Source organism: Candidatus Nomurabacteria bacterium (assembly GCA_023898425.1).
Taxonomy (GTDB): domain Bacteria; phylum Patescibacteriota; class Patescibacteriia; order 2-12-FULL-60-25; family 2-12-FULL-60-25; genus HK-STAS-PATE-2.
Genome location: CP060222.1, coordinates 535,742 through 554,669 on the forward strand (window position 1 = coordinate 535,742; position 18,928 = coordinate 554,669).

The window sequence follows — 18,928 nt, forward strand, 5'->3', positions numbered from 1 at the left end:
TCTACTATGGCTAAATAGCACGCTGATCGCAAATAGCTCTAAAGTCACAATGTTTACAGGTAAAGACGCTAGGCTTTGCCTGAAAGTCAGAGGTGGCTAAGTTTTCGATACGTTCGTTTAATGAATCGGCAAAATCTGTTTTCCCTGCCTCATCCAAGACTTCTACATCAAGCTCTGACCAGTCTTGGATATAGCGATAGACCATACGGCTCACCTTGCCCCAACCTCGTTGTTCAAAGGCGCATTGATAGATATAGAGTTGTTCTTTTTCTTCTGCCGCTAATTTTGTTTTTGGATTACCTGTCTTATAATCGATAATCATAAAGGTTCCGTCGGGGAGCTTATCAATACGATCTATTTTACCCTTCATCGAGTAGGTGCCGAGCACCCAGGTAAAGTCCTGCTCCACGGCAAAAACATTAGGCACTTTTTCGTGGCAATCCTTCCAAAACTTTTCGACAGCGCTTTGAGCTAATTCGTAATATTCATCATGTCGCTCACGTGAATCAAACCATTCGTCAATCCAACACTCGTCCACGAGTGCTTTTGCCTCCTCGAGTGTTACGAGAAATCCGTCTTTTTTAAGGCCAGCTGGCGTTGAGAAAAGATCTGCTTGCTGTGGCGAGGCGCGACGTGCATGTAACTCGAGCATATTTTGAAACATTAAATGGACGGCCTGACCAAAGCTCTTATGATGATTGCCAAATTTTGGGATACGATAAATATGCTCGTATTTATATTGCAGAGGACATGAGCGAAAAGCGGCGAGCTGCGTAAAGCTCACCCGTTTCTTTAATTCGTAATGCAACACGTCAGAGACAGGTTTTGGTTCTTCTGGCACTCTGAGACGATGTGCTGTCTTATCTAAAACCGTTTTTGGTATTTGAGCATCTAATCCAAGCTCGACCAAAAAGGCGGATGGTTTTTTTGCACGTGTCCCGCCATAGTTGGTTGCCCCGGTAAGATAAAGACCGTCTTTTGCACGAGTCACAGCAACATAAAAGAGACGGCGCTCTTCTTCGACATGATCTTGTGTTGTTGGTTTCTTTTCTGTCACGAGCCCTGCTGGTAATGGAAGGTCCTCGCTGCGAGCACGTGCCGGAAAGCGCTGATCAACCAGCGAAACAACAAAAACATAACGAAACTCTAACCCTTTAGAGGCGTGAATCGTCATGATTTTTACAAACTCTGGGCCAGTATCTGGATCAAATGGCAAGCTTCCCTCTTCTCCGGATTCCATTTCGACATGAAGTTCATCCAAAAAGCCTCGTAACGATGCATCAGCAGTAGCAATCTCATAACGCTTAATACGGTCAGCGAATGCCTGAAGATGCTGCAATTGCTCACGCTTCATATTGTCTGGATTCTTCATCACCATCTCGAGATATCCGGTGGCATCAAGCACGTGCTTTAAAGCAGCTATTGGTGAAAACTGACGTATATTTATTTGCAACTTTTCGACTCCATGAACCAAGCGCTTTAAGATTAAGCGCCCATCTTGAGAGATAAAGATGCGATCTGTTTTTTCTTCTTCGATGATCTCTGTCGGGTCTTCCATTGGTTGACGTGATGCGAGCAAGACGACTTGCCACAAGGCTCTCCCCTTACGTTTGGCATACATCATGAGACTAGCAAGGTCTTTACTCGAAATATTTACACTGGGCATCTTTAAAACCCTCCAAACAGCCGATGGCTCATGATAGCCGTCTAACAAAGACATGTAGGCCACAAGATCTAAAACAATCGGCTTAGTATAAAGACCGCGTAACGCTAAAAATTGATATGGGACCGCTGTTTGATCGAGTGCCTGCACAAATGGTTCGGCTCCATCATTTGAACGCGTCAAAATAACAAAGTCGTTCCAAGTTACCGTTGGATCCATCGATTTAATGCGCTGGATTTCTTTGGCGACTTTTTCTGCCTCATCCTCCACGGAATGCTCCCAAAATAACTGCACGACACCGCCTTCACCGCGTGCCGGGATTAACTCTTTTGTGAGTCCCAGATCAGCTAGCTGAACCTCAAGGCGATGTGGGTTATTTTGCTGGATACTTTGATAGGCCGTTTTTAAAATCTCCCCATAAGAACGGTAGTTCTCTTTCAGAACAATTGTACGCGCCTCCGGAAAATCCGCGCGAAACTTTAGAATATTTGCGAGCGATGCCCCGCGAAACTTGTAAATCGCTTGATCATCATCACCGACAACCGTAATAGCCTGATCATCTCGTAATAACATTCTTACGAGCTCATACTGCGACGTATTTGTGTCCTGGTATTCATCAATCAAGACATGCGCAAATTGTTCTTGGTATTGTCTCAAGACTGCTTTACGCTCTGTAAATAAGCGTCGTGTTTGCATCAATAAATCAGCAAAGTCCATTGCACCCTCTTCACGCAAGAGGCGCTCATAGACTTCGTACACTGCCGCGATCTCTAATAATCGCGCACGTTCTTCCTCCATCACATCCTCTTCACATTCAAGCTTGGCTGTTTCTGCAAAGGCCTTATACATCTCTGGCGTTATACCTTCGTCTTTGGCGCGGGAGATATGCGAAAGAATGGCACGCAAAAAACGCACAGGGTTACCGAGAGGTCGATAGTAATTGAGCGGCAACTCGTCTACATGACGCTTAAGCATGAGCCAAGCGTCAGTTTCAGTAAGTAAACGAAAACGATTTGGTAAGCCAATTTCTAACGCATGACGTTCAAGAATGCGCTGACAAAATCCATGAAAGGTCGCAATCCAAAAATCATAAGTACCCGTCTCAAGCTTTGTGACGACACGATCCTCCATTTCTCCGGCGGCTTTTTTCGGTAAAGGTGAGGGCGAGAATGCGCTCAGTATTTTTGTCATTTTTTCAAATAGGTGAAGATAACGATCTACAAGAACCGTTGTCTTTCCTGTGCCTGCCCCAGCCACTATCAAAAGCGGACCCTCTTCATGAAGAACAGCTTCACGTTGCGCATCATTCAATCGTTCGAGATCAAGATTCATGTGCAGAATATGCCAGTTAGGTAATGGCTCGTCCACTCTTATTTAAGAACGAAAAAACCGCGTTCAAAAACGCGGTTCAGTAGAAAACAGGGGTCTTAATAGTTGTTTTTACGAAGATAAACCACTCGCCAAGTCCCCAGATTCGTTTTTCGGGAGTAAGCCTCAGGCGATAGATATACTTGTCCTGGGCTTGAACAAACTCTGCAGAACACGTGAGGATATGCATTTTATGCTCGATATACACGGTTGAGCCAAAACAAATCAACTCTTCTTGTGTGTGCCAACGTCCGTGAGATTGCAGTGTTTTCCACTTAGGATCTTTTACCTGCTCATTGCGATACTCGATATATCGACACATCTCAGCGAGATTGGCTGGACAAAAGCCTTGACCTTGCTGTTCATAAAGCACCTGGTCTGTTGAAAACATCTTACGTTCAGGTTGACGAAAGACCTTATACTCAACCATCCCTTTTGTGGAACGTTGCCGATCTCGCGTTGGATGCTCAATCAAGTTCTTTGACTCCCTCAAGACTGGGTCGATACCCCATTGAAGATCTCGTCGAGTTTTTGAGGGATCGATATTCGCTGGGATGTACTTTGAGTTCTGCGATATCAAGATCTTTGAGCATCTGCTGTACATGACGATCGAGCGCATTGTTAATCGAATCCACGTTGACCTCCGTTGGTAATGAGCTGGCAGAAACTTAATAGATATTTTAATAGGCGTCAATGACGCCTATTTTCTTAACTCTTCCATCAAGCGCAAATAAAACCTTAGATTCATCATCGTTGCTAAGCGTTGACCAAGCATTTCGTCGACCGTAAACAAGTGACGTAAATACCCCATTGTATAGCGAGAGAGCTCTTCGTCGACCGGTGTATGAATATCGTCTTTTTCTACGAGTGGCTGTTTTGAATCCTTCCATTTGGCATTATGGATATTGGCGACTTCGTAAAAATCTCGCTGAGTAAGATCTGTACTCTTCTTTAGATAGATCGATCCATGTCTAGCATTACGCGTTGGGAGCACACAATCAAACATATCAATACCTCGCGCTGTGTATCCAACGATCTCATGTGGTTGCGCACCACCCATAAAGTAACGTGGCTTATCCTTTGGCAAGATTTCATCAAGAGCTTCTAGAACTTTACATGCTTCTTCGAATGGCTCCCCAACAGAAAGACCGCCAATAGCATATCCATCAAACCCAATCTCCATCAACTCTTTGGCACTTCTGATACGTAAATCAATATCTGTGCCACCCTGAATAATACCAAAAAGCTTAGCACCTGGATTTAATGAGCCTTCGCGCGTTTTTTTCGAATTGTTCTTTTGAACGTTTTGCCCAACGCGTGGTCAGCTCTAATGCTTCGATAAGTTTTTCGCGTGTTGCAGGTAACTCCGTGCAAACATCTAGCACCATCACGATATCACTACCGATGGTACGCTGAATATCCATACAGAGCTCAGGCGTGAGCATCATCTTGGCGCCATCAATATGCGATTGAAACTTTACACCTTCTTCAGTGAGCTTACGAAGACCTTTTAAACTAAAGACCTGAAAGCCACCAGAATCGGTTAAGAGCGCTCCGTTCCAGTTCATAAAGCTATGCAGCCCTCCCATCTCCTTCATGATCTCCATGCCCGGTCGTAGCCACAAATGGTAGGTATTAGAAAGAAGGATAGGTGAGCCAAGTCGTTCAATATCAAAAGATGAAAGTGTTTTTACCGCGCCCTTGGTGGCGATAGGCATGAAAAACGGCGTCGCTAAATCTGCATGCGGGACTTTTTAGCATGCCCGTTCTCCCCTGTTTGGTTCGTCCAAATAATTCAAAACTCATATGTATGCTATTTCGGAATATACTTTTTAATGCTGGCACTCTACGCAGAATCAAGATCGTGGCCAATAATGCAATCGCGAGAGATGCTAATAGCAATTTACCAGCAGGGTTAAGGACCGCCTCACCCAGAAGGGTAAACACAATCGTTGCCGGCAGTGTACCCACAAAGGTCGCCATAAGAAATGTTTTAAAGGGCATCCGCGTAAGCCCCGAACCAAGACTCACAAAATCAGAAGGCACAAATAATAACCGCATCAACATCACCGGGATAAATCCTTCTGCTGTAAGAAGATGGTCAAGTTCTTTTACCCAGCCTTTTTCTTTTTCTTGCACAAAGTGCTGACCAAAAAAAAAACGCGCTAAACCAAATGAAATCCAAGCGGTAAGATTTACACCAAAGACGGCTATCAATAAACCAAGCCATGGACCAAATAATGCACCAGATACGATGGCAAAACCCGTTGTTGGAAAAGGTAACAATAGTTGATACAGCATAAACTCCCGTCATCATAACTGGACCCCAAGCTCCAGATCTGATGAATGACTGATCTGGATAAGATTTGCGAGATCTCGAAAGAGAGTCCTTGCACCGTCATAAATAGATACATCAACCCAAGAATCACGAGATAGATGCCAAGGACAGCTAATTTTACATAATGTTCGCGTTTAGACTCCATATTACAATTGGTCTTTTTTATCTTTCATATAATAAAACCATTCTTCTAGTGCCTGCAAGAAAATCTTGAATGGAGCCTCAAGCACAACATCAAAAAGAATACGATCACATTAAACCTCGAAACGGTTTCGGAGAGAAAACGACCCACTTTCAAAACAGGCAACGAAAAGAAGTCGATAATCAAACCACCGACACCCGTTTGCTTTTCATAGGCAACATACTCTTTTGAGGCTAATCGTAAACGATACGCAAAGAAACTCACGACACATAAAAAGAATACAAATACTGCCATACTAATCCAGGTATAACCGATGAGTGACAGGAGCCAGAAAATCAAACCAAAAGAAACGACAAACATAAAGATATAGCCCAAGGCTAACATCGTGGCACCAAACGTTGAGTAGTGACGTTTACCGCGTAGCTCTATCGCCGTAATGCCCTCGATACTCAATAACTCTTCAACGCCGTTTACAATACGTGTGACATTTTCTTTAACGGGCGGACGAATCATCGCACCTACAATAATCATAAGTACCGGTGGAAACAGCATATTGATAAGCAGTGCTTGTACATGAGGCTTACCGTAAAGTGCAATTTCAATTGGATACTCGAGCACCGCTGCAAAAAGCATCTTTGTTAAAAAGAGATAGATAATCGCTCTTACAATACCTCGAGATAAACGACGCTTCGAATCTTGAATACGTACTTCTGCAACACGTTCAATCGCCTTCTTTAAGGCACTTGGATCTTCTAGGAGTTCGCGAGCTTTGGTCGGTTCCTCGTTTAATGCCGCTCTTAGAACGGTTAACGAGACGCTCCAAGGTTTTACTGCATTACAAAACTTCTGATGGTAAGGATGCTTTAAAATGTCCTGTATGCGCTTATGTGAAGACTCTAAACAAGCTACCATCTCATGCACCTCCCCTGTCCAAAGCTCGGGGCGAAGCCAACGTGGCTCAAATATACGCAAAAGCTTATAGCTTATAAGCGCATCGTCTGCTTTTAAAAAGTTTCGTAAGCAGGCAACAAATATCTGCAAACGTCGTTCTTCGTCAGTAAGCTCGTTATTTTTTAAGCGAATCTTTTCTCCAACTTGTTCGTAGAGCAGATTAAGAAAAATCTTTTCTTCTTTTTGATCCGTAACGACCTCGTCTATTTCTGCGGCTAAAATCTCTAGTAACCATTTTTCAAAATCCGGTATTTTTGAATGGATGCGCTTAACAGCTAAAAACTTTGCTACCATTGCAGCAATCTCTTTTATTAATTCTTCGGCGTGATGATCATTCGCTAGATACTTGGCTGCAATGAGTTCACGTAACGTTTGTGAGGCGATCTGCTCTGCCTCTGTTTCTAAACTAAATTGTCGTTTTAAAATTCGAACGATGGCACTTCGGCGTAAAAGATGCTCTTCTTTATAATCAATTGCCGTACGTAAACGCTCGTAAAATACTGAAAAACGACTGATCGCGGTATGAACGATTAAGCGTCTTCCTTCGGTGGCAAGCTCAAGCTCCGTGGGCTGGACGGCCTTTGTGAGCAGATCTATTTTTGCCTTCGAAATCGTCTCCATAGAATCGGCAAACAGTAGCAATAATACCGCTATTTGTCGAATGGACTTAGCCGTCTAAAAAAGAATACCGCCCATAGTATGAGCGGTTTTCATAAGATAGTGAAGCTGCGCTGAGCCATCACCCTAACAGACCAAACCTAGGAGCCATTATCCCCTTGTATCGACCGCCCCGAAATCCTGCTTCAGGAAATGGCGGTTCATAAGTCATAACGAAGTAGCAACTGCTTGGCCAGATCCACTTCCAATGTTCATCGATGATGACGCCGTTCTGAGCAAGGACATAGTCGATAAAGTTCTTGGCACGATCGGACTCGGCTACGATTCTCTCCCGTAAATAGATTACGGGATCCGGCAATGTCTTCATAGCCTTATCGGAGGGAAACTCGAGTCGTGAGCTTCCGATTCTTCCAAGTGTATACCTCTTGCCACGCTTACCAACTGCGCAATGCAGCATCCGATGAGTACGATCTGGCTTTTCGAGGGCAAAGACCTCATACCAGGCCGTGACCAACCCCTCTGCCTGAGGTAGCCATCGCACCCAATAGTCGTTTGGCCGAGCCTTGGGCGTACGCCCGAACTTCTTTTGATGCTTCTTGGGAGCTGAGACACTGACAATTTCGTTCATGATACCTCCGTGACCCGAGATTACACGGTTTTATGAAAGCGTCAAAACAATATCTACTGAATATCCTTGCCCTACTTTTTTCTTTTTTTCGGACGCTTGCTTTTATTGGTAACAAATAACTCCCCGATTGTTTATCTGGAAATATCGACGTGTCCCAACTTGTCTTTCCAATTGTCGCCTTTACCTTAACCGCTCCCCACCCTCTGCGCTTTACACGCTCCTGAGATGTTTTTACCTGTTCTGCGCTTGCTTTATCGAGTGTGACAAAATGCCAATTTGCCGACTCGCCCGGATAGAGCCAAATCTTTGCTGTAAACTCCAGCTTCATAAGCTATTACCTTAACTCAGCTTTTTGCAAAAGGAACGCCAAAAGCTCTGCACCAAATCCATACTTCGTTGTATTTTTTCGCTATCAAATCCATTAGGAAGTTCATAGTTTTGAGAGCCTTTGTCTCCTTTTAAACGTCCCACTTCAGACTTTTTGCTATATTCTCCGTCTTTTCCAAAGCCAACAAATAAATCAGGACCATTTGCGACAGAAAAATCTTCTTCAAAACGCACATAGGTTTTGTCATCCACCGTGATAATACGTGCTGTACCACTTCCGTAGTGGACGGCATCAAAACCCGTAAATGACCCTTGTGACACGGTCTCTACCGTCGACGTTGTGATGATGCCTGCTCCCATTTCTTCTGACGTCGGCACAATCGGCAGCGCCTCCTCTACCGTGTTACTGATCCAAAAAGGCGAAATAAGCCAATAGGCTACACCTGCAACCAAAATGGCGCATATAACTATAGCTGGCCAAAGTATTTTTTTGCTCGTCATATTATGATGCAGTATAACTCATGTTTCATAACAAGAGAAACAAAAAACCGCCCTTTCGAGCGGTGTTTCAGAGTATGTCTATGCCAGTATTAGACCTCAAGATAACTCACAGGTTACGCAACACAAACGGTGCGTCAGTTTGCATCAATTCCTCCATTCCAGAGCGATAGCGTTGAACATGTCCTTTGCCCTGTGCATCAGGAATCCATATTCCTGCATAATGCATACCAGTATCAGCACAATCCACTCTTGGACAACCGACGAGGCGCAGAGGCTCTTTGCTATATACAACAATATTCTGCTTAGAAAGATATGTGTCTTTGTGACGCTCTTTAGGGCTATAGAGCGTCACATCATAACCAACCACAATAGGACGGTCACACCACGGGCATTGAATAGCCATGCCTGCCAGACAGTCGAAACAGTATTCTGCCGTTCCATCTTTTCCGCCAGGAAGCTGTAAATCGGTATAAAGCTCACCGAAAATTTCTCGTGTTTCGACAAGCGCCGATACATGTCCGCACGCCGGCGTTACACGCTTTGAAAACTTTTGCGCAAACCAGTTGCGAATACGTTGCATGACTTCTCTCCCGTGCAAAAGGTACAGAGGGAACCTCTCATAATAAAATTTGTATGTCAATAAAAAACACCGCCCTTTCGGACGGTGTTTTTGTGGTGGACACTGTAGGATTCGAACCTACGACCCCCTCGGTGTAAACGAGGTGCTCTAACCAACTGAGCTAAGTGTCCATGGTGCTGAGGAGAGGACTTGAACCTCCATACCCTTGCGGGTGCTACCACCTCAAGGTAGTGCGTCTGCCAGTTTCGCCACCTCAGCGGGGGCTCTCCACGAAACGGTAAACCCTTACGTGGTGTGGCGAGAAGATACCAAATAGCTACTTGCCTTGCAAGTCCTCTCGCTTTTGACGACCCACAATCCACTTTAAACCGCTATGTTGCAGAGAAAAATCGATATTTACGCCATTAAGCTCAACGCCATCTACCATTAATACAACTTGGCTATCTGACTTAATATGTCCTGCTTTCGCACGAACATGCGTTCTAGCCGTTTGTTTAACGTGTTTAAAAAACGATTTTTTTGATTCATCAATATCAACATAAACATCGAGTTCACCATCATTACAATCAGACCCCTGCTTGAGGTTTACAAGCCTCATAGCGCCATCTTGCTGGCATTGAATAGTATACTTACCCTCAATACTTAAAAGCGCCTTAGGATCACGAATAACAACCTCAGTAAGAAATGGTCGGTCGCCGATGAAGCCTAAATCCACTTGCCGAACAAAACGAGCCGCTAAACAGTTTACTGCTTCTTCTAGTTTTTCTGGGATCAATAATTGTTGCGCTATCGGTGAGGCTTCACAAGGGATATACCCTATCACCACATTCGCCTCTGCAATAATCGGCAAAATTTTTATCAACGTAGCATCATTACCAACAACGATAATGGTTGCGGCGCCTTTCGAAAGCGCTTCTTTGGCAAGTTCCTTTATGCCACGAAATGCGCCTTCTCGAAGGGTTTGCCCCTCGAGCTGTCTTCGCGATAATTCTGCTTCGAGTCGCGAAACCCACCTCTCTTGCGAACGATCCGAGAGTTTCGCGTCAAAGAGATAGGCATACTGATAGGTCATGATCCAGTGATCGTTGTTTTACCGTCGATGGTAGCCCCCGCTCCACAGAGAGCGTCTTTGCTACGATATCTCCTTTTACAATGGACGTTGCTAATAAATCGAGACCTTCGTCTACGGTAAGAGGCCCCGTTAATTGGCCCGCAACACTCGCTGATCCTGCTTTTACAATACCGTCAATAACGGCATCTTTGCCAACAATAAGACGCCCAATAGTGCTGAGTTTGCCTTTTAACTCGCCCTCTATGGTGACGTTACCGTCACTCGAAAAATCCCCTTCGACACGAACGCCTTTAGCGATAATAGTCGTTACTGCAGCGGACTCATTGTTTTGAGTAGGCTCTTCGATCGTTGTAGGGGTGGATTTTCCAAACATAGACATAGGGTTATAAGACTATTTTAGCGCAATTACATTTCTTCTGGTAGTGGGATCGAAAGGAGTGCAAGACCATTCTTTAAGCCCTGAAGCGCAGCGGCCGATAAACGTAAACGAGCTGCCTTATCTTCTGGTGATGCTTCGATGACTGGGACATCACGATAAAAGGCATTGATTGCATGCGAGACATCAATACACCATTGCGCGACGACACTTGGTCGTAACTCCGCAGCTGCTTGTTCAACACATTTTGGTAGACGCAATAACTCTTGAGCAAGAATCTTTTCTGACGGATGCGAAAACGCTGACTGAATTGAGCCCTTTGGCACACCGCCTGCTTTACGAATAATCGAATGCAAACGTGTTGCCGCATACTGACAATATGGGCCGGTATCGCCATCAAAGGCCATCGCCTGTTCCATATCAAAGACGTAAATACGATCATTATCTTGTCGTAACATGCCAAACTTTAGACCCGCTTGCGCAAGACACCAAGCCGTATGGGTTACTTTACCCTCTGACCAGTCTTCGTGACGCTTAATAATTTCAGCGCGTGCAAAGTCCGTTACGTTTTCAACAAAATCTTGGTAGGTGATGATATTGCCTTTTACGGCTCGACATGGCACCTTCTTTGAGGGTTACAAAGTCGTATCCGACGTGTACATCATTTGTACTCAACCCCATTCGCTTTAATACCTCAAACAATTGTTTAAAGTAAAATGACTGACGATTATCTACCAAGATGATGCTTTTATCTACTAGTGGAAATTCTTTTTCTTAAGCTCAGCTAGCGCAATATCTTTTGTTGAATAAAGAGAATTACCATCAGATTTACGCACTAAAAAACACCGAGCTTTACATCTTCAAGATCAACGACCGTTGCCCCCTGACTCTCGGTGGCTACGCCCTTTTCGATAAGAACATCTACCATTTCTTGGCCACGTGCTACCACCTCTGATTCGAGATATTGTCGCGTGATACGTACATCGAGCTCATCAAAATTACGTAGCATCTCTTCAAGACACCAGCGACGCGTTTCGAGCCAAAGCTTAGTCCATGCAGGCTCACCTGATTCTAAAGCTTTTAATACCGCTGATGATTCGTCTTTATATTCTGGATGTTCTTCGAGAGCTGCCGAAGCCTGCGTATATACATGTCCAAGATATTTACCGGTTGCTTGCTCTGGGCTCACGTCTTTTAATAAAGCGTCTACGCTCTCTACTGTAAGAGCAAGATCGACTTTTCTGTCTTTAACAAAGTACCACAAACACTTTGCGACATGAGCCCCAACATCACCTTGGTAGCTCACAGGGATTACATGATACCCCGCTTTCTCTAATAGAAGCTGCGCAGATCGCCCCAAAAAGAGATTACGCAAATGTCCTACATGAATCTCTTTATGCGTATTGAGCGAAGCGTACTCCAAGAGAATACTTTTTGACTGACCAATATTTACCGCGCCGTAAGTATCTTTTGTTTCTTCGATATCCAAAATGGTACGTCGTACGAGCACCTCATTAGAAAAACGAACATTGAGATACGGTCCTGCGGCTTCAAAAGCTACGATTCCTTCGTGTTCTGGCACAAGCTCTGAGGCAAGGCTTTTTGCAATATCTGCCGGTGACTTGCCCATAGCTTTTGCAAAAGCAAAACAACCAATGGATATATCCCCCATTTCTGGATTTGGCGGTAAGACAAATTGTTGTTCTTGTACTTCAATACCCAACTTTTCCGTAAGTTGTTTTGCGAGCTCGGACTTCCAGATATCTAATACGGTTTTCATACGCCTTTTACGTGAACAAAATGTCTTTTGCCTTTTTGAATCAAAAGACCTTCGCTGTCAATTTGAAGCATTGTTTTTGGCTCTGTGGTAACTTCGTCTTTTACGCGCACGCCGCCTTGCTCAATTTGTTTACGTGCATCCGTTTTTGAAGAACAAAGTCCGGTAGATACGAGCAATTCAACCAGCGCATGCTCCCCTGACGGGATCTCAAAAACCGCAATATCTTCTGGTTTCTCATGCTTTTGATGGACGGTTTCAAAATGCTGTTGGGCTTTTTCGGCCGCCTCTTCGCCTGCAATCCATTTGGTTACACGATAAGCGAGGTCTTTTTTGTATTGCATTGGATTTTCTCCTTTTGCTAGAGAGTCTTTAATCACAGCAATTTCTGATGCGTCTAGCTTTGTACAAAGCTCATAGGTAGGAATAAGCATGGTATCTGGCCAGCGCATCACCTTACCAAAAACATCAACTGGATCATCTTCGAGATTGACGCCATTGCCATCGGTCTTGCCCATTTTTTTGCCATTCTCGTCAACAAGGAGTCGATGCGCCATCACAAATTTTTCTTTGCCTTTGATGGACTTCATAAGATCACGTCCAGCAAGCATATTGAATGTCTGATCGTTACCACCAATCTCAAGATCCACGTCTAGAACAACGGAGTCGTATCCCTGCATAAGCGGATAAAAGAATTCGTGCAGGTAAATCGGCTTATCTTCTTTCATGCGTTTTTCAAACATATCGCGCTCAAGCATTTGCTGAACGGTAAAATGTGATGATAACTGGATCACCTCTTCAAAGGTCATCTTGCTATACCAGTCACCATTGTAACGAACCTCGCATGGATTCTCACCATCAAAAGAAAGAAAACGTGATGCGAGTTTGAGATAGTTTTTTGCATACTCTTTAACTTGCTCCGGCGTTTGTTGCACACGTGCCGCCGTTTTATCTGTTGGATCTCCGATAATGGAGGTAAAGGTACCGATCAATAAAATGACGTGGTGACCCAATGCTTGCAACTCGGCAAGCTTACTCATCATGAGCGCATGACCTAAATGCAATTGACCGGTAGCATCCATCCCTAAATAAGCAGAGATACGCTCGCCTTTTAACAATTTTTCTTTAAGTCCTTCTGTCGTTGGTAGTACACGCTCTATCCCATGAGAAAGAAACTGCCCAATGGCGTTTTTGTCGGTATTGATCTTCATAACTTCGTTCGAATACTACGTTTATTTTACCATCATCGCAATACGCGAGCTTAACATTTCTTGCTTTTGCTTTGCTTCTTCGAGTTTTGACTCCATCCCAGCAATCACCTTCTCCGGTGCTTTGCCACGAAATTCTTGATCCGCGAGCTTTGCCGTTGTCGAAGTGATATAGGAGGCGAGTTGTTCAAGTTCTTTTTGGATCTTGGCTTTTTCTTTTTCGATATCTACTAGCCCTTCGAGACTCATAGCCACGCTCACACTGCCAGCCACTACCGGCCAATCAGAAGGTAATGTGTCTACGCGATCAAATTGCGAGCTATTCGTAAGTCGTAATACCCAAGCGCTATTTGTATTAATCAACTCAGCCGTGGCGTCATCTGTTTGATAAGCGAATATCGCCTTCTTCGTCACATCTACACCTTGATCTGCGCGCAAACGACGCATATCGCCAATGACAGTACGTAGTGTTTCAAATTCGCTTGGTACAACTGAAGCTTTCTGTTGTGGCCATTCTGCAACGAGCAATAATCTATCAAACCCAGCACGCTGCCAAATCTCTTCGGTCACGAATGGCATAAATGGATGCCAAAGCCGCAACATGCCCGAAAGCAGCTCTTTTAAGATAACGGACTTATTACCTTCGACTTTTGCAATCTCAAGATACCAATCCGCTAGATCATTCCAGGTAAAATCACGAAGCTCTTCTGCTGCGAGACTGAATTGATAAGTTTCAAGCTTCTTCGTGATAGACGATGCCGTTTCTGCAAAGCGTGCTTTGATCCATTGATCAGCGAGTGAGAGATCCTCCCTGCCCTCCTTTGGCAAGGAGGATTCTGCAGGCTCCCCTTCCTTACCAAAGGAAGGGACTGGGGGATGGATCTGGGAAAGCATGAAACGACTAATGTTCCAAAGCTTATTTGCGAGATGTTTTAAGCTTTCGATCTTGGTTTCAGAAAGACGCGTATCCTGCCCTGGAGCTGTACCCATCATCAATGACAAACGCACGGCATCAGTGCCGTATTTTGGGATAAGCTCAAGAGGATCAAGAATATTGCCTAACGACTTAGACATTTTGCGTCCTTGATCATCCATAACGAGGCCATGAAGATAAACGTCTTTAAATGGGACTTCGCCAATCGCATAGGTCGACATGAGGACCATGCGAGCAACCCAAAAGAACAAGATATCACGACCCGTTTCAAGGACATTTGTTGGATGAAACGTTTTGTTCTTTTCCCAGACTTCTTTATTTGGCCAACCAAGTGCCGAAAAACTCCATGATCCAGAAGAGAACCAGGTATCGAGACTGTCTTCGTCTTGAACATACCCTTCTCCAGGTGGTTCAACCGAAGCCACCTGTTCGTCGCCCTTATACCAAACCGGAATACGGTGTCCAAACCAGATCTGACGAGAGATACACCAATCGCGTAAACCATCGATCCAATGAAAGTACACCTTTTCAAAACGATCAGGAACGATAGTGATTGAGCCGCCTCGTACAGCATCTTGCATCAAACGCTTAAGCGTTGTTGTCTCTCCTGCCTTTTGTTTTAAGGTGTCACGCTTTAGAGTAAATTCTTTGTTCACACGAACAAACCACTGAAGGCTCGGTAATTGCTCAACCGTCGCGCCGCCGCGTTCAGCGATTGGTAGCGCCTGGTCAACCTCTTCTATTTTTTCTACGAGACCAGCTGCTTCTAAATCTGCGATCACTTTTATGCGTGCTTCTTCGGTCGTGAGTTCAGCAAAATGTTCACCACAATTTTGCATCATGCGTCCTGCTTGATCGATGACTTGAATCGTTGGAAGCGAGTGACGCGTTGCCATCTCTGCATCAATCATCGAATGCGCTGGCGTCACGCCAAGTGCACCTGTACCAAATGCAGGATCAACGGCTTCGTCGGCAATAACTTTTAATTCTATTGGCTTACCACAAAACGTTGCTGAAAGCGTTTTACCGACGTATTGCGCATAACGTTTGTCTGTTGGATGCACAGCAACCGCTGTATCACCAAACTTAGTTTCAGGGCGTGTTGAAGAAATTGTGATCGGGAAATCTTTATCGTATTTAAACGTAACGAGTTTTGCTTTAACATCTTTTGTTTGTACTTCGTCATCAGATAACGTTGTTTGAAATTGTGGATCCCAATTAACGATACGAAAGCCACGCTCAATCAAACCATCTTCGTACATCGAAAGAAAAATCTGATTGACCGCTGCATTGCGTTCTTCGTCAAAGGTATAGGCTTCGCGTGACCAATCACAACTAGAACCCATCTTTTTAACTTGAGTACGAATGGTATTCGCAGAATCATCCGCAAAAGCAACCACGCGTTCTAAGAATTTTTCACGACCAAGCTCTTTGCGTGGATCCTTAAAACCCTCCTTCATGAGGAGTTGTTCGACTTTCACTTGGGTGGCGATAGCCGCATGGTCGGTACCCGGTACCCAAAGCGTCTTTTTGCCACGCATGCGTTCAAAGCGCATTAACGTATCTTGAATCGCAAGCATAGTGGCATGCCCCATATGCAGGGTGCCTGTACGATTTGGAGGTGGCATTACGATACAATACGGCTCCCCTGCTTGATTACGGTCAGGCAATAAATCTGGATTATAATATCCTGACTTCGCCCAGAGCTCATTTAACTGATCTTCTACCTCGTTGGCTTGATACGCCTTCGGAAACGATTCAAATACAGACATAGGAATACTGCGAAATATAGCGAAGAATACAGGTTTTGTGAATGGGTCATTTGATTGACAGAAGGGCAAAACCTCTATAGCTTGAAGGTTGATGGCCCTTAATCTCGAACAACAAGCGATCGAAGCAATCGGCCGCTCAAAACATCTTCTCCTTATTACCCGAACGGCCCATTCGGTAGATGATCTTTGTAGTGTTCTGGCCCTCGCTTTTTGGCTTAAACATCAAAATAAATCTTTTGATATTGTCATTCCTGATTTTGAAAATAAGCTCTATCCATCGTATTTACCAAAAAGTGCTGAAATCGCTACGCGTCTTGGTTCTTTGCGCTCGTTAAAAATCACACTCAATGTCAAAGAGACACCTCTTTCTGAGCTCTCTTATGACGTACGTGACGGCGCGCTTGATATCACGGTTGTGCCAAAGCATGGAGCCTGGAAGCCACAAGACGTGGGTTTCATGAGTGGTGATGCACGCTATGACCTTGTTATTGCTGTAGGAGCCCCTGATCGCCATAGTCTTGAGCCGATCTTTAAACACGAGCTCAATACGCTACAAGAAATCATCACCATTAATATCGACTCGTCTCCTGCTAATGAACAATGGGGTACAATTAACCTTGTAAATCCAACGCGATCCTCTGCCTGCGAATCACTCTATACGCTGTTTGAAGCATGGAACCCACAGCAATTAACTGCTGATATTGCCACAGCGCTTCTTGCGGGTATGATCGCAGCAACAAAAGGTTTCCGTACGCCACATCTCTCAGGTAAAACCCTCGAACGCTCCTCTGCTTTGCTTGAAAAAGGTGCTCGTCGTCAGGAGATTGTGCAAACACTATGGCGCACACATTCTGTTACCGCCTTACAACTTTGGGGACGCGCTCTTGCAAGACTCGAACAAGACCAAACTACCGGTCTTGCTTGGACATTTATTACCGATACAGATCTCCTAGAATTAAAAGCCGATACGAATGCTTTAGACGGACTCTTACGAGAGCTCCTTTCTTACACGCCAAATACCAAGGCGATCTTACTCTTGCAACAACGTGGCTCATTGTGGCAGGCAGATTTACATGCGCATGCTCCCTATAGCGCTATAGAAGTCACAAAAGACTTTTTGCCAACAGGTAATCAAGAACAGGCTCGCTTTGTAACTGACCTAGCTCATGGCTCACTCGCCGAACAAAAAGCCCAAACACTCAACAGCATTAAGAAGTATTTGGTATCATAGAGACCTATGGAGTCATTCAAACCCATCTTGAGTTCAAAGGCGGTTTTTGCCAGCTATCTTTTTGCAATCAAAAACAGCCTTGGCTCGCAGATGTTTCAGGAGTTTTATCTTGAAAATGAGCAAGGTGAATTATTTGATGCGCTCAAAGGCGGTGATATCGCTTGTGGTAATTATGTCTCGTGGATCCTCTTTCGTTTTCAATATATCAAACAACCACATCTTACGGTAAAAGGCATCGAAAAAGATCTCCTCGAATCTGGTTGGACCATTGTCACCGAAGCTCAAGAAGGTGACGTGATCGTTTGGGGTCCTTCTCATGAACATGATTCAGACATGCTTCATACCCATATCGGATTTTCTTTGGGAGGTGATCAAGCGATTAGCAATAGCACCAAACTTCGCCATCCAAATCAACATCATCTGACGTTTGGCACACAAGAAGATGGCACACCAAAAAGAGAAATTACCGCAATATATCGAAATCCCACCGCTTAGGTGGGATTTGTATTATATTGACATTTTACGCAAAATCTGCTATGATCTCTCTACGTTTTTGCACATTCACGTTGCAAATCGATACCAGGAGTATTGAATGATCTCGAGGTTTTTTAACATGCTCTCGCAGACAACTCGAGAGATGATGAATCGGCTCATGGGTGGACGCACAGAGCCCGAGCCACTTACAAACACGAGCGGGGGCATCTACAGAACCCCGGCATATCCCCAAACGAACCAGAAGAATGAGATGGACGACTTCCATGATGAACTGTCCTGCGAAGTAATCCAATGCTTCAAGGATGATCCTCCTTACAGCATAAACTAGAACCGCCCCGCAAAGACTATCTGTCGATGCGGGGCTTTAATTTGTGATTTTTATACACGGTCACGATAGATCTCAAGATCTTCTTTGTACGCCTTCCAGATCGCCGTGTCTTTCATAAGGTCATGTGAGATGGCCGCGAGCATCGGGGCCTTGGCCTGGCGCAAGAAGCGGCGGCGGGTAGGGTCCATGGTTTCGGCACCTTTCATATTGTCCCAAGCGTCAGCTATTTTAATTGCCCATGCGTCAGGATTATAAGCGTGAACGAGGCCGGCCATCATATCGACCCAGCGACCATCGCCGCCTTCGATCATGTCGTCGTGGGTGCAGAGGGTGACGAGTTCGATAATTTCTTCGGTACAACCAAGCTTTTCGAGCTCTTCATACGTTACTCCCCCATCTTCAATCACATCATGAAGAATGGCGGCGATAATCACCGGTTTGCTATAGCCAAATTTCTCCACCGTTTGACCAACGCGAATAGAGTGTAGATAGGCTGGCTCATCTGAGCCTTTGCGTGTACCTGGGATGCGCTCTGCGACGAGCTGCTCTACTTGTTGGCGTGTCATCATAGAAAAGCGGAGTATAAAACATCTTTCCATTTCTGGAAAGATGTTTTTGT

General features: G+C 44.7%; 18 protein-coding genes and 2 tRNA genes. 2 read left to right on the forward strand and 18 right to left on the reverse strand.

Annotation, left to right across the window (positions count from 1 at the left end):
- Window positions 1–10: 10 nt before the first annotated feature.
- The 17 genes from H6759_03175 to H6759_03255 all read right to left on the reverse strand — a co-directional run bounded on the left by H6759_03175 (window position 11) and on the right by H6759_03255 (window position 16,255).
- Complete coding sequence (locus H6759_03175) at window positions 11–2,995, reverse strand: ATP-dependent helicase (protein ID USN52011.1); 2,985 nt, start codon at window positions 2,993–2,995, stop codon at window positions 11–13.
- A gap of 76 nt (window positions 2,996–3,071) precedes the next feature.
- Window positions 3,072–3,461 carry a hypothetical protein gene (locus H6759_03180; GenBank protein USN52012.1) on the reverse strand — a complete coding sequence of 130 codons (390 nt, stop codon included), beginning with the start codon at window positions 3,459–3,461 and terminating at the stop codon, window positions 3,072–3,074.
- A gap of 270 nt (window positions 3,462–3,731) precedes the next feature.
- Window positions 3,732–4,268, reverse strand: coding sequence for a tRNA-guanine transglycosylase (locus H6759_03185; protein ID USN53038.1), 537 nt, complete (start codon window positions 4,266–4,268; stop codon window positions 3,732–3,734).
- A 10-nt stretch (window positions 4,269–4,278) separates the two neighbouring features.
- Complete coding sequence (locus H6759_03190; GenBank protein ID USN52013.1) at window positions 4,279–4,749, reverse strand: tRNA-guanine transglycosylase; 471 nt, start codon at window positions 4,747–4,749, stop codon at window positions 4,279–4,281.
- On the reverse strand, window positions 4,703–5,332 hold the full coding sequence (locus H6759_03195) for a VTT domain-containing protein (GenBank protein ID USN52014.1): 630 nt from the start codon (window positions 5,330–5,332) through the stop codon (window positions 4,703–4,705). The genes H6759_03190 and H6759_03195 overlap by 47 nt, the downstream gene beginning before the upstream one ends.
- 227 nt (window positions 5,333–5,559) lie before the next feature.
- A complete protein-coding gene (locus H6759_03200; protein ID USN52015.1) occupies window positions 5,560–7,083 on the reverse strand; it encodes a hypothetical protein in 1,524 nt (507 codons plus the stop codon).
- Window positions 7,084–7,574: 491 nt separating this feature from the next.
- Window positions 7,575–8,036, reverse strand: coding sequence for a DUF1905 domain-containing protein (locus H6759_03205; GenBank protein USN52016.1), 462 nt, complete (start codon window positions 8,034–8,036; stop codon window positions 7,575–7,577).
- 11 nt (window positions 8,037–8,047) lie between these two features.
- Window positions 8,048–8,536 (reverse strand): DM13 domain-containing protein, encoded by a 489-nt coding sequence (locus H6759_03210; protein ID USN52017.1) that lies wholly within the window; start codon window positions 8,534–8,536, stop codon window positions 8,048–8,050.
- Window positions 8,537–8,642: 106 nt separating this feature from the next.
- On the reverse strand, window positions 8,643–9,116 hold the full coding sequence (locus tag H6759_03215) for a hypothetical protein (GenBank protein USN52018.1): 474 nt from the start codon (window positions 9,114–9,116) through the stop codon (window positions 8,643–8,645).
- Between the two features lie 93 nt (window positions 9,117–9,209).
- Window positions 9,210–9,286 (reverse strand) — tRNA-Val (locus H6759_03220).
- Between the two features lies 1 nt (window position 9,287).
- A tRNA-Leu gene (locus H6759_03225) sits at window positions 9,288–9,374 on the reverse strand.
- Between the two features lie 58 nt (window positions 9,375–9,432).
- On the reverse strand, window positions 9,433–10,188 hold the full coding sequence (locus tag H6759_03230; GenBank protein USN52019.1) for a hypothetical protein: 756 nt from the start codon (window positions 10,186–10,188) through the stop codon (window positions 9,433–9,435).
- Entirely contained in the window at window positions 10,160–10,567 is a 408-nt protein-coding gene (locus H6759_03235) for a polymer-forming cytoskeletal protein (protein ID USN52020.1), read from the reverse strand. The genes H6759_03230 and H6759_03235 overlap by 29 nt, the downstream gene beginning before the upstream one ends.
- A 26-nt stretch (window positions 10,568–10,593) precedes the next feature.
- Window positions 10,594–11,187: a hypothetical protein gene (locus H6759_03240; protein ID USN52021.1), complete on the reverse strand. Its 594-nt coding sequence runs from the start codon at window positions 11,185–11,187 to the stop codon at window positions 10,594–10,596.
- Window positions 11,188–11,399: 212 nt separating this feature from the next.
- A complete protein-coding gene (argS, locus tag H6759_03245; GenBank protein USN52022.1) occupies window positions 11,400–12,344 on the reverse strand; it encodes an arginine--tRNA ligase in 945 nt (314 codons plus the stop codon).
- Window positions 12,341–13,552 carry a tyrosine--tRNA ligase gene (gene tyrS, locus H6759_03250; protein ID USN52023.1) on the reverse strand — a complete coding sequence of 404 codons (1,212 nt, stop codon included), beginning with the start codon at window positions 13,550–13,552 and terminating at the stop codon, window positions 12,341–12,343. The genes argS and tyrS overlap by 4 nt, the downstream gene beginning before the upstream one ends.
- Before the next feature lie 21 nt (window positions 13,553–13,573).
- Window positions 13,574–16,255, reverse strand: coding sequence for a valine--tRNA ligase (locus H6759_03255; GenBank protein USN52024.1), 2,682 nt, complete (start codon window positions 16,253–16,255; stop codon window positions 13,574–13,576).
- Window positions 16,256–16,346: 91 nt separating this feature from the next.
- Between H6759_03255 and H6759_03260 the strand changes: the two genes are divergently transcribed.
- Together H6759_03260 and H6759_03265 are read left to right on the forward strand one after the other, a co-directional pair.
- Complete coding sequence (locus tag H6759_03260) at window positions 16,347–17,486, forward strand: hypothetical protein (protein USN52025.1); 1,140 nt, start codon at window positions 16,347–16,349, stop codon at window positions 17,484–17,486.
- A 6-nt stretch (window positions 17,487–17,492) separates the two neighbouring features.
- Window positions 17,493–17,981, forward strand: a complete 489-nt coding sequence (locus H6759_03265) for a hypothetical protein (GenBank protein ID USN52026.1) — start codon at window positions 17,493–17,495, stop codon at window positions 17,979–17,981.
- 378 nt (window positions 17,982–18,359) lie between these two features.
- Here the strand turns inward: H6759_03265 and H6759_03270 are convergent, their stop codons facing one another.
- Window positions 18,360–18,878: an HD domain-containing protein gene (locus H6759_03270; GenBank protein USN52027.1), complete on the reverse strand. Its 519-nt coding sequence runs from the start codon at window positions 18,876–18,878 to the stop codon at window positions 18,360–18,362.
- Window positions 18,879–18,928: the final 50 nt, after the last annotated feature.

Bases quoted from the DNA above. Each gene is read 5' to 3' on its own strand.
- H6759_03255 (USN52024.1), bottom strand. From the start codon at position 16,255: ATGTCTGTATTTGAATCGTTTCCGAAGGCGTATCAAGCCAACGAGGTA.
- H6759_03270 (USN52027.1), bottom strand. From the start codon at position 18,878: ATGATGACACGCCAACAAGTAGAGCAGCTCGTCGCAGAGCGCATCCCA.
- H6759_03210 (USN52017.1), bottom strand. From the start codon at position 8,536: ATGACGAGCAAAAAAATACTTTGGCCAGCTATAGTTATATGCGCCATT.
- H6759_03190 (USN52013.1), bottom strand. From the start codon at position 4,749: ATGCCTATCGCCACCAAGGGCGCGGTAAAAACACTTTCATCTTTTGAT.
- H6759_03195 (USN52014.1), bottom strand. From the start codon at position 5,332: ATGCTGTATCAACTATTGTTACCTTTTCCAACAACGGGTTTTGCCATC.
- H6759_03265 (USN52026.1), top strand. From the start codon at position 17,493: ATGGAGTCATTCAAACCCATCTTGAGTTCAAAGGCGGTTTTTGCCAGC.
- H6759_03180 (USN52012.1), bottom strand. From the start codon at position 3,461: ATGGTTGAGTATAAGGTCTTTCGTCAACCTGAACGTAAGATGTTTTCA.
- H6759_03230 (USN52019.1), bottom strand. From the start codon at position 10,188: ATGACCTATCAGTATGCCTATCTCTTTGACGCGAAACTCTCGGATCGT.
- H6759_03205 (USN52016.1), bottom strand. From the start codon at position 8,036: ATGAAGCTGGAGTTTACAGCAAAGATTTGGCTCTATCCGGGCGAGTCG.
- H6759_03260 (USN52025.1), top strand. From the start codon at position 16,347: ATGGCCCTTAATCTCGAACAACAAGCGATCGAAGCAATCGGCCGCTCA.
- H6759_03215 (USN52018.1), bottom strand. From the start codon at position 9,116: ATGCAACGTATTCGCAACTGGTTTGCGCAAAAGTTTTCAAAGCGTGTA.
- H6759_03200 (USN52015.1), bottom strand. From the start codon at position 7,083: ATGGAGACGATTTCGAAGGCAAAAATAGATCTGCTCACAAAGGCCGTC.
- H6759_03235 (USN52020.1), bottom strand. From the start codon at position 10,567: ATGTCTATGTTTGGAAAATCCACCCCTACAACGATCGAAGAGCCTACT.
- argS (USN52022.1), bottom strand. From the start codon at position 12,344: ATGAAAACCGTATTAGATATCTGGAAGTCCGAGCTCGCAAAACAACTT.
- H6759_03175 (USN52011.1), bottom strand. From the start codon at position 2,995: ATGAATCTTGATCTCGAACGATTGAATGATGCGCAACGTGAAGCTGTT.
- tyrS (USN52023.1), bottom strand. From the start codon at position 13,552: ATGAAGATCAATACCGACAAAAACGCCATTGGGCAGTTTCTTTCTCAT.